This is a genomic window from Streptomyces sp. NPDC104371 (genome assembly GCF_055583785.1).
In genome coordinates this window covers 323,966-336,993 of the sequence record NZ_JBVJNF010000004.1, presented here as the reverse complement: position 1 = coordinate 336,993, position 13,028 = coordinate 323,966, and the positions used below count along the sequence as shown (strand labels likewise).

The window sequence follows — 13,028 nt, the reverse complement described above, 5'->3', positions numbered from 1 at the left end:
GGTCCCCCCGATCGGGTGACCGTTCGCCTTCGCCGACCGATTACTTGATCATGTAGATCGTGGCGAAGAGGCCGATCCAAACGACATCGACGAAGTGCCAGTAGTAGGACACGACGATGGCGGCGGTCGCCTGCTCATGGGTGAACCTCTTCGCCGCGTAGGTGCGTCCGAGGACCAACAGGAAGGCGATGAGACCGCCGGTCACATGCAGTCCGTGGAATCCGGTGGTCAGATAGAACACCGAGCCGTACGGGTCCGAGGACAGCGAGAGGCCGTCCTTCTTGACCAGCTCGGTGTACTCGAAGACCTGGCCACCGATGAAGATCGCACCCATGATGAAGGTGAGGATGAACCAGCCCCGGAGCTTCTTCACATCCCCGCGCTCGGCGGCGAAGACGCCGAGCTGACAGGTCAGTGAGGAAAGCACCAGGATGGTGGTGTTCGTCGCCGAGAACGGGAAGTTGAGAGCACTCGCCATCTCCTTCCAGTGCTCGGGCCCGGTCACCGATCGCAGGGTGAAGTACATCGCGAAGAGGGCCGCGAAGAACATCAGCTCGGAACTCAGCCAGATGATGGTTCCGACGCTGGTGAGGTTCGGTCGATTGACCGACGGGTGCGCGTGCCCGGTTTCTACTGTCGTTGCTGTCGCCACGACCGACATTATGTCGGTCGCTTATCCCGCCCTCACGCCGGGGGGTGCTGTTCGGGGCCTCCGTACCGTGTGTACTGCCCGGATGGCGCATCAAAGCGGTGTTCCGGCCCGCTGTTGACGCGGTACGCGAGGGAGTACGATCCGGCGCAACGATCCGTTCCGTACGACGCAGACGTCCCGGAGGGAACATGCAGCCGACCGCCACGGTGCTGGTCTACAGCGACGACTCCACCACCCGAGAACAGGTGCGGCTCGCGACCGGGCGCAGGCCCGCCGCGGACCTTCCCGAGGTCGAGTTCGTGGAGTGCGCGACACCGGCCGCCGTCCTCAGAGAGCTGCACCGGGGCGGCATCGACGTGTGCGTCCTGGACGGCGAGGCCGTGCCGATGGGCGGGATGGGCGTCTGCCGGGAGATCAAGGACGAGATCTTCGAGTGCCCGCCCGTGCTGCTGCTGATCGCCCGGCCGCAGGACGCCTGGCTGGCGACGTGGAGCCGGGCCGACGCCGCGGTGGCGCTGCCGGTCGAGCCGGTCGAGTTCGCCTCGGCCCTGGCCACGCTGCTGCGGCGCAAGGCCCTGGTGAGCGCCTAGGGGATGCCCCCGGGGCTCCTGGGAGGCCCGGGGCCTCCCAGGGAGCCTCAGGCGGCCTCGGGACGCAGCCGTGCGCGGTCCTGGGGGCTCGCGCCGTCGGGCGAGCCGACCAGGGCGCTGCCCTTGCGCCATTTCGTCCAGTCGAGGTTCCAGTCGCCGAAGCCGTTGCCGAACGGGGCCATGTCCTCGCCCCCGGAGTTGATGACCTTGACGACGTCGCCGACCCGCACGGTGTCGTAGAACCACTGGGCGTTGCCGTTGCTCATCCCGGTGCAGCCGTGGCTGACGTTGGCGTACCCCTGGGAGCCGACGGACCAGGGCGCGGCGTGCACGTACTCACCGCTGTAGGTGACCTGGGCCGCCCAGTGGACCAGCAGGTCGTAGGAGTCCGAGGAGCCCTCGGCGATGCCGATGCTGGTTCCCCGCATCCGTACGGTGGGCTGCTTGCCCAATATGACCTTGACGCCGTTGCGGGTGGCGTAGCCCGGTCTGCCCGTGGTGACGGGGATCTGCCGGATCGGCTTGTCGTCCTTGTAGACCGTCAGCAGATGCGTGGCGGCGTCCGTGACGGCGACCACGCGGTCGCCCGTGGTGATCTTCAGGGGTTTGGTGTCGGCGCCCCAGAGGTGGTCGGAGATCTTCGCGTCCGCGAGGTTGCTGTGAACCGTGACGGTGGCGTGGGCGGGCCAGTAGTCCTTGGGGCGGTAGTGGAGCGTCTTGTCGTCGACCCAGTACCAGGAGCCCTGTGCCGCGGGCTGCGAGTCCACCTTGAGGGCACGCTCCACGACGGCCCGGGACGCCTTGTCCTTGACGGGCTCGCTGAGTTCGGCGGTGACGGGCTGGCCGACGCCGTAGGTACCGGGCTTGGGGCCGAAGCTGACGTTCAGCCGCTTCTTGGTCTCGGGGGTGCTGGTGCGGACGTCGTAGACCTTGCGGCCGGGGGCGCCGTCGTCGTCCTCCGTGCTCACCTGCACCGTGTAGCGGGTGCCTGCGGCCAGCGGGGACGTGCTGTGCCAACGGCTGCCGTCCGCGGTGAGTTCGCCCGCCACGTGGCGTCCTCGGGCGTCGGTGGTCGTCACGTCCGTGATGCGCCCGTCGGAGCCCGCGAGGGAGACCTCCAGGGGCTTGTCGGGGTCGGCCTTCTTGCCGTCCCCCACGGGCACGTTGAAGTCGATGTCGTCGGAGGCGTCGTACGGCTTCTCCGAGAGCGGGTCGCCCGCCCCGCAGGCGACGGGGCCCGCGCCCAGGGCGATCGCCAACAGAGCGCACCCGACGGCTTTACGGTGCCGCGGGGCCCGCGCCGGCAGTCGCGGGTCGGAGGCTGCTGCGCGCCGGAAGAACACTGAGTGGCTCATGCCCTCACGCTAGGGAGGGCCCCCCGCCACGGCATGCCGAGTGAGCCGTCCGAGGGAAGAGACGGGGACCAAATGAGGGAGCCCGGACGCTCCTTGCGGAGTGTCCGGGCTCTCGTGCGCTCAGCGCGTGTTACTGGGTGCGGTTCTCACCGCGGTAGTACTCGAAGACCCAGCCCCAGATACCCACGAGGATGATCGGAGCCGAGAAGTACATGAGCCACCAGCCGACCGCGACACCGAGGAAGGCGAGCGCGCCACCGAAGGCGAGGGCGAGCGGCTGCCAGCTGTGCGGGCTGAAGAAGCCCTGCTCACCGGCGTCGTCCGCGACATCGGCTTCCTTGTTGTCCTGGGCGCCCGTGTCGACCCGCCTGGCCGTGAAGGTCAGGTAGTAGCCGACCATGATGCTCAGGCCGAAGGCCAGGAAGAGCGCGGTGGAGCCGGCCGGTTCCTTCGACCACACGGCGTAGACGATCGCCATGGCCAGGATGAAGACGGACAGCCAGATGAACATCTTGCCTTGGATCTTCACTTGCCGGCCTCCTTTCCACCGGTGATGCCCTTGCTGCTACCGGCACCGGCACCGACCGTCTCGAGCTGCTCGAGCGCGGCGATCTCCGGGTGGTGCAGGTCGAAGGCGGGCGATTCGGAACGGATCCGCGGCAGCGTGAGGAAGTTGTGCCGCGGCGGCGGGCAGGAGGTCGCCCACTCCAGCGAACGGCCGTAGCCCCACGGGTCGTCGACCTCGACCTTCTTGCCGTACTTGGCCGTCTTCCACACGTTGTAGAAGAAGGGCAGCATCGACAGGCCGAGCAGGAACGAGCTGATCGTCGAGACCATGTTCAGGGCGGTGAAGCCGTCGGCCGCGAGGTAGTCCGCGTAACGACGCGGCATGCCCTCGGCGCCCAGCCAGTGCTGGACCAGGAAGGTGCCGTGGAAGCCGAGGAACAGCGTCCAGAACGTGATCTTGCCGAGGCGCTCGTCGAGCATCTTGCCCGTGAACTTCGGCCACCAGAAGTGGAATCCGGCGAACATCGCGAAGACGACCGTACCGAAGATCACGTAGTGGAAGTGCGCCACCACGAAGTACGAGTCCGTGATGTGGAAGTCGAGCGGCGGCGAGGCCAGGATGACACCGGTCAGACCACCGAAGGTGAAGGTGATCAGGAAGCCGAGGGTCCACAGCATCGGGGTCTCGAAGGACAGCGAGCCCTTCCACATCGTTCCGATCCAGTTGAAGAACTTCACGCCGGTCGGAACGGCGATGAGGAACGTCATGAAGGAGAAGAACGGGAGCAGTACACCACCGGTGGCGTACATGTGGTGCGCCCACACCGTCACCGAGAGACCGGCGATGGCGATGGTCGCGCCGACCAGGCCGAAGTAACCGAACATCGGCTTGCGGCTGAAGACCGGGATGATCTCGGAGATGATTCCGAAGAACGGCAGGGCGATGATGTACACCTCTGGATGGCCGAAGAACCAGAAGAGGTGTTGCCATAGCAACGCGCCGCCGTTGGCCGCGTCGAAGATATGCGCACCGAACTTGCGGTCCGCCTCCAGGGCGAACAGCGCGGCGGCGAGGACCGGGAAGACCAGCAGGACGAGCAGGGCCGTCAGCAGCACGTTCCACACGAAGATCGGCAGGCGGAACATGGTCATGCCCGGCGCACGCATGCAGATGATCGTGGTGATGAAGTTGACCGCACCGAGGATCGTGCCGAAGCCGGAGAAGGCCAGACCCATGATCCACAGGTCGGAGCCGATACCCGGCGAACGGACCGCGTCCGTCAGCGGGCTGTAGGCGAACCAGCCGAAGTCAGCCGCGCCGTCCGGGGTGAGGAAGCCACCGAGGGCGATGAGCGAGCCGAACAGGTAGAGCCAGTAGGCGAACATGTTCAGCCGCGGGAACGCCACGTCGGGCGCGCCGATCTGCAGCGGCATGATCCAGTTCGCGAAGCCGGCGAACAGCGGCGTGGCGAACATCAGCAGCATGACCGTGCCATGCATGGTGAACGCCTGGTTGAACTGTTCCTTCGACAGGACCTGCAGGCCCGGACGGGCCAGCTCGGCGCGCATGAGGAGCGCCATGATGCCGCCGATGATGAACATCGCGAAGGACGTGATCAGATACAGCGTGCCGATCGTCTTGTGGTCCGTGGTGGTCAGCCACTTGACGACGACATTGCCGGGTTGCCTGTGCCGGACCGGCAGCTCGTTCTCGTACGAGTCTTCTGCTGCCGCGGCACCCTGGGGTTCGTTGAGGATGCTCACAGTGTGTTCGCCTTCCGGTTCTTCTCGTGGCTCGTCTGCGCGATACCAGCGGGGATGTAACCGGTCTGGCCCTTCTTGGCAAGGTCCTTGAGGTGCTGCTCGTAACGCTCGGGCGAGACGACCTTCACGTTGAACAGCATGCGGGCGTGGTCGACGCCGCAGAGTTCGGCGCACTTGCCCAGGAAGGTGCCTTCCTTGTTGGGCGTCGCCTGGAAGGCGTTGGTGTGGCCCGGGATGACGTCCTGCTTCATCAGGAACGGCACCACCCAGAAGGAGTGGATGACGTCACGCGAAGTGAGGACGAAGCGGACCGTCTTGCCCTTGGGCAGCCAGAGGGTCGGGCCGGGGTTGCCGGTCTGGGGGTTCCGCGTGGCGGGCGTGCCGAAGTCGTAGACGCCCCCGGCGTTCGCCGGGAACTCCTTCTTGTACCGGTCCGGAATCGCGTTGAGGTTCGGATCGGTCTTGGCGTCGCCCGTCACCCCGTCCATGGGGGTGATGTAGTTGAAGCCCCAGCTCCACTGATAGCCGACGACGTTGACGGTGACGTCGGGCTTCTTGGAGAGGTCCATGAGCTTCGACTCATCACGCGCGGTGAAGTAGAAGAGCACGGAGACGATGATGAGCGGGACCACGGTGTACAGCGCCTCGATGGGCATGTTGTACCGGGTCTGCGCGGGAACCTCGATCTTGGTGCGGCTGCGCCGGTGGAAGAACACGCTCCACAGGATCAGGCCCCACACCAGGCAGCCGATGGCGAGCGCGGCCGCCCAGGACCCCTGCCACAGGGAGAGGATCCTCGGAGCCTCTTCCGTGGTCGGGGTCGGCATGCCAAGCCGGGGGAAGTCCTTATAAGTGCAACCGGTGGCGGTCGCCAGGACCAGGCCCGCAGTCAGCGCCTGCAGCAGCTTCCGCCGCATCGGGCGCCGCGGCGAGCGGTCGGAGCCGTTGGGACTCACGTAGCGCCTTCCCGAGAGTCTCGCCCGCGCGGTTGGCTGCGGCCTTCTCGCAGGTCGGCTGCCGCCCTGCGTCGGGCAGGGGTTTGGATGTTTATGCGGACCAAACCCTACTGGACGCCATTTGGGGTCGCGCGGGGAGGGTACCCAACGCGCCGCCGGACACCCCGAAGGAGCGACCGAGCCCTGGAAGCACCGGCCGCGGGACCCCTCCGAGCAGGTCGTCGCTCCCCTCACCAGGCCGCGCGTGCCCAGGAGTTAGCGTTGCGGTGTGTCCTACTTCGACGCGGCTTCCGCCGCTCCGCTGCACCCCGTCGCCCGCCAGGCCCTCATGGCCTCGCTCGACGAAGGGTGGGCCGATCCCGCCCGGCTGTACCGCGAGGGGCGCCGGGCCCGGCTGCTGCTGGACGCGGCGCGCGAGGCGGGCGCCGAGGCGGTGGGCTGCCGCCCGGACGAGCTGGTGTTCACCGCGTCCGGCACCCGCGCGGTGCACTCCGGGATCGCGGGGCTGCTGGCGGGCCGCCGCCGGACCGGACGCCACCTGATCGTGTCCTCGGTCGAACACTCCTCTGTCCTGCACGCGGCGGAGGCGTGCGAGGCCGACGGCGGGACGGTGACCCGGGTGCCGGTGTCCCGCGCGGGCGCGGTCGACGCCGGGGCGTACGAGGAGGCGCTGCGCCAGGACACCGCGCTCGCCTGTCTTCAGTCGGCCAACCACGAGGTGGGCACGGTGCAGCCGGTGGCCGAGGTGGCCGCCATGTGCCGGGCGGCCGGTGTGCCGTTGCTGGTGGACGCGGCGCAGTCGCTGGGCTGGGGTCCGGTGGAGGGCGACTGGTCGGCGCTGACCGCCAGTGCGCACAAATGGGGTGGACCGCCAGGTGTCGGACTTCTCGTAGTACGTAAGGGGGTGCGGTTCGCGCCCCAAGGCCCGGCGGACGAGCGGGAGTCGGGGCGGGCCGCGGGGTTCGAGAACATCCCGGCGATCGTGGCGGCGGCGGCCTCGCTGCGGGCGGTGCGCGCGGAGGCGGCCGAGGAGGCGGTACGGCTGCGGGAGCTGACGGAGCGGATCCGGGCGCGGGTGCCGGAGCTGGTCCCGGATGTGGAGGTGGTGGGCGACCCCGCCCGGCGCCTGCCGGGGATCGTCACCTTCTCCTGTCTCTATGTGGACGGCGAGAGTCTGCTCCATGAGCTGGACCGCGCGGGCTTCTCGGTGTCGTCCGGATCGTCCTGCACGAGCAGCACACTGACCCCGAGCCATGTGCTGACGGCGATGGGCGTGCTGAGCGAGGGCAACGTACGGGTGTCGCTGCCGTCCGGCACCCCGGCGGCGGAAGTCGACCGGTTCCTTTCGGTGCTGCCGGGCGCGGTGGCGGGGGTGCGGGAGAAGCTGGGCGCGCCCTCGGCCGTACGTACGGCCGCGCACGGGGGCCGCGACGACGAGGACGCTCTCGTCGTGGACGCCCTCGGCAAGCTCTGCCCGCTGCCGGTGATCGAGCTGGCGAAGGTCATCGGGGACGTCCCGGTGGGCGCCACGGTGCGGGTCCTGTCCGATGACGAGGCGGCGCGGTGGGACATCCCCGCGTGGTGCCAGATGCGGGACCAGGAGTACGTCGGGGAGGAACCGGCGGACCGGGGCGCGGCCTATGTGGTGCGGCGGCTGACCTGAGTCGGCGGTCCTGAGGGTACGGACCCCTCAGGACCCTGTGCCGCCCGGCGCGTCAGACCAGGTGTTCCTTGATCTCCGCCGTGGCCTCGTCGCCGTACGCCTCGGTGAAGCGGTCCATGAAGTGGATGCGGCGCAACTGGTACTCCTGCGTGCCCAGCGTCTCGATGACCAGCGTCGCGAGCATGCAGCCGACCTGCGCCGCGCGCTCCAGCGAGACGCCCCAGGCCAGGCCCGACAGGAAGCCGGCGCGGAAGGCGTCGCCCACGCCCGTGGGGTCGACCTTCGCCGTCTCCTCGGGCACGCCGACCTCGATCGTGTCCTCACCGACGCGCTCGATGCGCACGCCGCGCGAGCCGAGCGTCGTCACGCGGTGGCCCACCTTGGACAGGATCTCGGCGTCCGACCAGCCGGTCTTGGCCTCGATGAGGCCCTTCTCGTACTCGTTGGAGAACAGGAACGTCGCGCCGTCCAGCAGGATGCGGATCTCCTCGCCGTTCATGCGCGCGATCTGCTGGGAGAAGTCGGCGGCGAACGGGATGGAGCGGGAGTGGCACTCCTCCGTGTGCCGCAGCATCGCCTCGGGGTCGTCCGCGCCGATCAGGACGAGGTCGAGACCGCCCACCCGGTCGGCGACCGTCTTCAGCTCGATCAGCCGGGCCTCGCTCATCGCGCCCGTGTAGAAGGAGCCGATCTGGTTGTGGTCGGCGTCGGTGGTGCAGACGAACCGGGCCGTGTGCAGGGTCTCCGAGATACGGACGGACTCGGTGTCCACGCCGTTGCGGTCCAGCCACGCCCGGTACTCGTCGAAGTCCGCACCGGCCGCGCCGACCAGGATCGGGTGCGTGCCGAGCTGTCCCATGCCGAACGCGATGTTCGCGCCCACCCCGCCGCGGCGCACGTCGAGGCGGTCGACCAGGAAGGAGAGCGAGACCGTGTGCAACTGGTCCGCGACGAGCTGGTCGGCGAAGCGGCCGGGGAAGGTCATGAGGTGGTCGGTGGCGATGGAGCCGGTGACTGCGATACGCACGGCGAGGACACGCTCCCAGTGAGGAAGAGAGAAGGACAGTTCACGCTACCCGCTCGAACCGACCCACCCGAGCAGGCGAAACTACCCAATAGTAGCCGTTTCTTCGCATCCTCCGGGAGCGCTCACGAGGGAACCGCGCGCTCCCCCGCCGCGTCCCATTGCTGTCCCCTGTCAGGGGGATACGGAGTACGACCTCGCCCGCGCGACTTCCGCGGCGGCGGGGTCTGCTGGTAGCGCAGCGAAGCCGAAGGAGCGATGCGGTGAACACCGAGCCGGCCGACGACGCCCGGGACACCACCGAAGTCACCGGGACCAGAGAGGGGGCCGCGCCGCCGAGGCGGCGTACGCCGGTGATCGTCGCCTCGGTCGCGGCGGCGGTGCTGCTGGTGGGCGGCGGCGGGGCGTATCTGGCCGCGAGCGCCTCCGACGACTCGGGCCGCGCGGGCGGCTCGGCGCCGGGCGGCGGCGCTCCCCCGGCGCTGGCCCTGGACGATCCCGGCGCGGCGGGCCCGTCGCAGGGCATCGCGATCGGTGAGCCCAACCCGTACGGCATGACGTACCGCGCGCAGGGGACGCTGCCCGACGGCCCGGCCTCCGCGCCCGTGTACGCGGCGAAGGGCGAGGTGACACGGGACGAGGTGGCCCGGCTCGCCAAGGCGCTGGACGTGAGCGGCACGCCGAGGCGGGTCGGCGGGGACTGGACGGTCGGGGGTGCGCGCGACGGTTCGGGGGCAAGCCTGCGGGTGCCCGTCCAGGCGCCGGGGACCTGGACGTTCAGCCGTTACGCGCCCGGTTCCGCCCCTGGCTGCGCCCATGCCGGGTCGTGTCCGTCCGCCGAGGACTCACCGGTGAGCGAGGCCGACGCGAAGCAGGCCGCCGTGCCCGTGCTGAAGGCGCTGGGCCAGGGCGGCGCGGCGGTCGACGCGGGCCGTCTGCTGGGCTCCGCGCGGATGGTCACCGCCGATCCGGTCGTCGGCGGACTGCCCACCCACGGCTGGTCGACGGTCCTGCACGTGGCCGCCGACGGCGAGGTGACCGGCGGCAACGGCCAACTGAAGGCGCCGGTGAAGGGTGCCGGGTACCCGGTCCTCGATGCCCGGCGGACCCTGGACCTGATGAACGGCGCGTCCACGTCGTACGGCCGCAAGGGCATCGGCGGCTGTGCGAGCCCCGTACCGCTGAAGGACCGGGACGAGAAGCCGTGCGGGGCGTCGGCCGCGGCGGCGGGGCGGGCGTCGGCGACCGTGACGGGCGCGGTGTTCGGGCTGGACCGGCGCTCCGTGAACGGGGCGGCGGTCCTCGTTCCGTCGTGGCTGTTCGACGTACGGGAGGAGGGGGCGGGGAGCACCGCCACGGTGGCGCGTCCGGCGGTCGACCCGCGCTATCTGACCGCGCCCCGGTCGGCGGGGGCGCCGAGCGAGGAGCCGGGCCCGCGCACGCCGTCGTCGGCGCCGACGCGGGGCGAGGTGGCGGTGCAGGGCTACACCACCGAGGGCACGGACCTGACCCTCGCCTTCCAGGGCGGGGTGTGCGCGGACTACGCGGCGTCCGTGCGCGAGAGCGACGGCGAGGTGACGGTGACCGTGACCGAGACGCCCTGGCCGGACAAGGTCTGCATCATGATCGCGAAGGTCTACCACCGCACGCTGCGTCTGAAGACACCGCTCGGTGACCGCCCGGTGGTGGGCGCGGACGGCAAGCGGATCCCGCGGCAGACCGCGGACGAGGCGGCTTCCGGCGGCCTCGGGGCGGTGCGGCCTCAGTAGACGTACCCGGCATGCGTGAGGCGGCGCCCCCGTCAGGAGGAGCGCCGCCTCACGTACGTGCTACGCGGGGGAGGTGCGGCTCAGCTGAAGGAGTCGCCGCAGGCGCAGGAACCCGTCGCGTTCGGGTTGTCGATGGTGAAGCCCTGCTTCTCGATGGTGTCCACGAAGTCGACCGTGGCACCGCCGAGGTACGGAGCGCTCATGCGGTCGGTGACGACCTTGACTCCGCCGAAGTCCTTCTCGACGTCGCCGTCGAGGGAACGCTCGTCGAAGAAGAGCTGGTAGCGCAGGCCGGAGCAGCCGCCGGGCTGGACCGCCACGCGCAGCGCCAGGTCGTCCCGGCCTTCCTGGTCGAGCAGGGCCTTGACCTTGGCCGCGGCGGCGTCGGTCAGGATGATGCCGTCGGTGACGGTGGTCTTCTCGTCCTGTACGGACATCTACATCTCTCCCGGGTTGTACGGAGACGGCTTGCCGACGGTTGCAACCGGCGCGGCCACGGATTCATTCCGGGCCGAAGGGCGTTCTTCTCGCTTCTTCCTTCATTCATGCTCGCACACGCGCCGACGTGCGGACACCGGCGTGTGGACGGACGTGTGACGGGCGTGCGGGGCGCACCTGTGTGCGGTACGCGGCGGGATTCACGTCACATCCGACCGGGCGGGCATCGTCAATCTGACGTGAACCGGATATGATAGATAGCGTCAAGTTGACGAAAAGGATTGTCCCGCATGTCCCGCCGGCCGGATCAGGGCCGGCGAGCCGCAGAACAGAAAGGGTGGGTGCCGTGTCCACCGCCCAATCCCACGAGCTCGACGTACAGCCGACGCCCCTGGCGCTCCTGCTGCTCGGCCGCGAGGCCGACCCGAGGAGCGAGCGAGGCGTCGAGTGCCCCGGCGAACTGCCCGCGCCGTCCGACCCGGACCTGGTCGAACGCGCCCGCGCGGCCAAGGAGAAGCTCGGGAACGAGGTCTTCGTACTCGGGCACCACTACCAGCGTGACGAGGTCATCCAGTTCGCGGATGTCACGGGCGACTCCTTCAAGCTGGCGCGGGACGCGGCGGCGCGTCCGGAGGCCGAGTACATCGTGTTCTGCGGTGTGCACTTCATGGCCGAGTCCGCGGACATCCTCACCTCCGACGAGCAGAAGGTGGTCCTGCCGGACCTCGCCGCGGGCTGCTCGATGGCCGACATGGCGACGGCCGAGCAGGTCGCCGAGTGCTGGGACGTGCTGACCGAGGCGGGCGTCGCCGAGCAGGTCGTACCGGTCTCGTACATGAACTCCTCCGCGGACATCAAGGCGTTCACCGGCAAGCACGGTGGCACGATCTGCACCTCCTCGAACGCGAAGCGCGCCCTGGAGTGGGCGTTCCAGCAGGGGGAGAAGGTCCTGTTCCTGCCGGACCAGCACCTGGGCCGCAACACGGCCGTACGGGACATGGGCATGTCCCTCGCGGACTGCGTCGTCTACAACCCGCACAAGCCGAACGGCGGGCTGACGGCCGAGGAGCTGCGCGCCGCGAAGATGATCCTGTGGCGGGGCCACTGCTCGGTGCACGGGCGCTTCAGCCTCGACTCGGTGAACGACGTGCGCGAGCGGATCCCGGGCGTGAACGTCCTAGTGCACCCCGAGTGCCGGCACGAGGTGGTGGCGGCGGCCGACCACGTGGGGTCGACGGAGCACATCATCAAGATGCTGGAGGCCGCCCCGGCGGGCTCCAAGTGGGCCATCGGCACGGAGCTGAACCTGGTCCGCCGCCTGGCGAATCGTTTCGCCCCGAAGGGCAAGGAGGTCGTCTTCCTCGACAAGACGGTCTGCTTCTGCTCCACGATGAACCGCATCGACCTGCCGCATCTGGTGTGGGCACTGGAGTCCCTGGCCGAGGGCAACCTGGTCAACCGCATCCAGGTCGACCAGGAGACGGAGAAGTTCGCGAAGCTGGCCCTGGAACGCATGCTGGCGCTGCCGTAACGCACCCACAGATCGAGGGGCGCCCCGTCGTGCGACGGGGCGCCCCTCGTTGTGTTCCTGACGACGACCGTGGCTCTGTGCCACGATCGAGGGAACGGGTCCCGATCTCATGGGCAGGTGATCTTCCGATGGCTCACTCTGACAAGCGACATAAGGAGGGGCGTGACATGACTGTTGTTGCGCATGAGCCGATCACCGCGGCCGAGGGCTTGCTGGAGACCTTTCTGGGTCTCGACACCCCCGAAGGCTTCCGAGCGGAGCTGATCGGGGGGGAGATCGTTGTGACACCACCGCCCGACGGGGATCACGAGGACTACATCGAGTTGATCGTGGAGCAGGTGTATGGACGGTCCCGGACGCGCATGCAGTTCTCGGGCAACAAGGGCCTGAAGCTGCAGAGTGGAGGTGCCTGTCCGAGGGACCACCTGATCCCCGATGGCACGTTCGCCCCCAGAGTGCTGCGGCTCTACCGCGGCGCGGACCCCTGGATGCCCTGCCAGGGCGTCGCCATGGTGCTCGAAGTGACGTCGAGCAAGCCTCAGACGGACCGCGAAGCGAAGCGCCGCTGCTACGCCCGGGGCGGTATCCCCCTCTACCTGCTCATCGACCGCGACGACTCCTCCCTCACGCTGTTCAGCAACCCGAAAGGCGATGACTACCGCCAGCACTGCACGCTTCCGTTCGGCAAGCCGCTCGCGCTCCCGGAGCCGTTCGCCTTCGAGCTGGAGACCTCGGACTTCCTCTGACGCCGACGGGAAAGGGGCCGAGCAGGCTCTCGC

General features: G+C 69.1%; 12 protein-coding genes. 5 read left to right on the top strand and 7 right to left on the bottom strand.

All coding sequences use genetic code 11. The features are described from left to right. Window positions 1-40: 40 nt before the first annotated feature. The gene (gene ctaE / locus ACZ60T_RS15625; RefSeq protein ID WP_252422044.1) at window positions 41-661 is read right to left on the bottom strand and encodes an aa3-type cytochrome oxidase subunit III; all 621 of its coding nucleotides are present in this window, start codon (window positions 659-661) and stop codon (window positions 41-43) included. Between the two features lie 179 nt (window positions 662-840). On the opposite strand from ctaE, the gene ACZ60T_RS15620 reads away from it, so the two are divergent. Then, the gene (locus ACZ60T_RS15620) at window positions 841-1,242 is read left to right on the top strand and encodes a response regulator (protein ID WP_469666369.1); all 402 of its coding nucleotides are present in this window, start codon (window positions 841-843) and stop codon (window positions 1,240-1,242) included. A gap of 47 nt (window positions 1,243-1,289) precedes the next feature. Here the strand turns inward: ACZ60T_RS15620 and ACZ60T_RS15615 are convergent, their stop codons facing one another. The 4 genes from ACZ60T_RS15615 to ctaC form a co-directional block, all read right to left on the bottom strand. Further along, a complete protein-coding gene (locus ACZ60T_RS15615) occupies window positions 1,290-2,597 on the bottom strand; it encodes a L,D-transpeptidase (RefSeq protein ID WP_469666368.1) in 1,308 nt (435 codons plus the stop codon). A gap of 130 nt (window positions 2,598-2,727) precedes the next feature. Further along, window positions 2,728-3,126 carry a cytochrome c oxidase subunit 4 gene (locus tag ACZ60T_RS15610; RefSeq protein WP_365620138.1) on the bottom strand — a complete coding sequence of 133 codons (399 nt, stop codon included), beginning with the start codon at window positions 3,124-3,126 and terminating at the stop codon, window positions 2,728-2,730. Then, the gene (ctaD, locus tag ACZ60T_RS15605) at window positions 3,123-4,868 is read right to left on the bottom strand and encodes an aa3-type cytochrome oxidase subunit I (RefSeq protein ID WP_365620135.1); all 1,746 of its coding nucleotides are present in this window, start codon (window positions 4,866-4,868) and stop codon (window positions 3,123-3,125) included. The genes ACZ60T_RS15610 and ctaD overlap by 4 nt, the downstream gene beginning before the upstream one ends. Continuing rightward, window positions 4,865-5,824: an aa3-type cytochrome oxidase subunit II gene (gene ctaC / locus ACZ60T_RS15600; protein ID WP_252422049.1), complete on the bottom strand. Its 960-nt coding sequence runs from the start codon at window positions 5,822-5,824 to the stop codon at window positions 4,865-4,867. The genes ctaD and ctaC overlap by 4 nt, the downstream gene beginning before the upstream one ends. A gap of 268 nt (window positions 5,825-6,092) precedes the next feature. Between ctaC and ACZ60T_RS15595 the strand changes: the two genes are divergently transcribed. Beyond that, window positions 6,093-7,487 carry an aminotransferase class V-fold PLP-dependent enzyme gene (locus tag ACZ60T_RS15595; protein WP_469666366.1) on the top strand — a complete coding sequence of 465 codons (1,395 nt, stop codon included), beginning with the start codon at window positions 6,093-6,095 and terminating at the stop codon, window positions 7,485-7,487. A 52-nt stretch (window positions 7,488-7,539) separates the two neighbouring features. Here ACZ60T_RS15595 and ACZ60T_RS15590 read toward each other — a convergent pair whose 3' ends face one another. Continuing rightward, entirely contained in the window at window positions 7,540-8,514 is a 975-nt protein-coding gene (locus ACZ60T_RS15590) for a carbohydrate kinase family protein (protein ID WP_469666365.1), read from the bottom strand. Between the two features lie 260 nt (window positions 8,515-8,774). On the opposite strand from ACZ60T_RS15590, the gene ACZ60T_RS15585 reads away from it, so the two are divergent. After that, on the top strand, window positions 8,775-10,280 hold the full coding sequence (locus ACZ60T_RS15585) for a hypothetical protein (RefSeq protein WP_469666364.1): 1,506 nt from the start codon (window positions 8,775-8,777) through the stop codon (window positions 10,278-10,280). 80 nt (window positions 10,281-10,360) lie between these two features. Here ACZ60T_RS15585 and ACZ60T_RS15580 read toward each other — a convergent pair whose 3' ends face one another. Next, window positions 10,361-10,717, bottom strand: a complete 357-nt coding sequence (locus ACZ60T_RS15580; protein WP_252422055.1) for an iron-sulfur cluster assembly accessory protein — start codon at window positions 10,715-10,717, stop codon at window positions 10,361-10,363. Window positions 10,718-11,064: 347 nt separating this feature from the next. Between ACZ60T_RS15580 and nadA the strand changes: the two genes are divergently transcribed. Next, a complete protein-coding gene (nadA, locus tag ACZ60T_RS15575; RefSeq protein WP_469666363.1) occupies window positions 11,065-12,249 on the top strand; it encodes a quinolinate synthase NadA in 1,185 nt (394 codons plus the stop codon). A 167-nt stretch (window positions 12,250-12,416) separates the two neighbouring features. Further along, complete coding sequence (locus tag ACZ60T_RS15570; RefSeq protein WP_469666362.1) at window positions 12,417-12,995, top strand: Uma2 family endonuclease; 579 nt, start codon at window positions 12,417-12,419, stop codon at window positions 12,993-12,995. Window positions 12,996-13,028: the final 33 nt, after the last annotated feature.

Coding starts and splice junctions, on each gene's coding strand:
- ctaE (WP_252422044.1), bottom strand. CDS start 661: ATGTCGGTCGTGGCGACAGCAACGACAGTAGAAACCGGGCACGCGCAC.
- ACZ60T_RS15620 (WP_469666369.1), top strand. CDS start 841: ATGCAGCCGACCGCCACGGTGCTGGTCTACAGCGACGACTCCACCACC.
- ACZ60T_RS15615 (WP_469666368.1), bottom strand. CDS start 2,597: ATGAGCCACTCAGTGTTCTTCCGGCGCGCAGCAGCCTCCGACCCGCGA.
- ACZ60T_RS15580 (WP_252422055.1), bottom strand. CDS start 10,717: ATGTCCGTACAGGACGAGAAGACCACCGTCACCGACGGCATCATCCTG.
- ACZ60T_RS15570 (WP_469666362.1), top strand. CDS start 12,417: ATGACTGTTGTTGCGCATGAGCCGATCACCGCGGCCGAGGGCTTGCTG.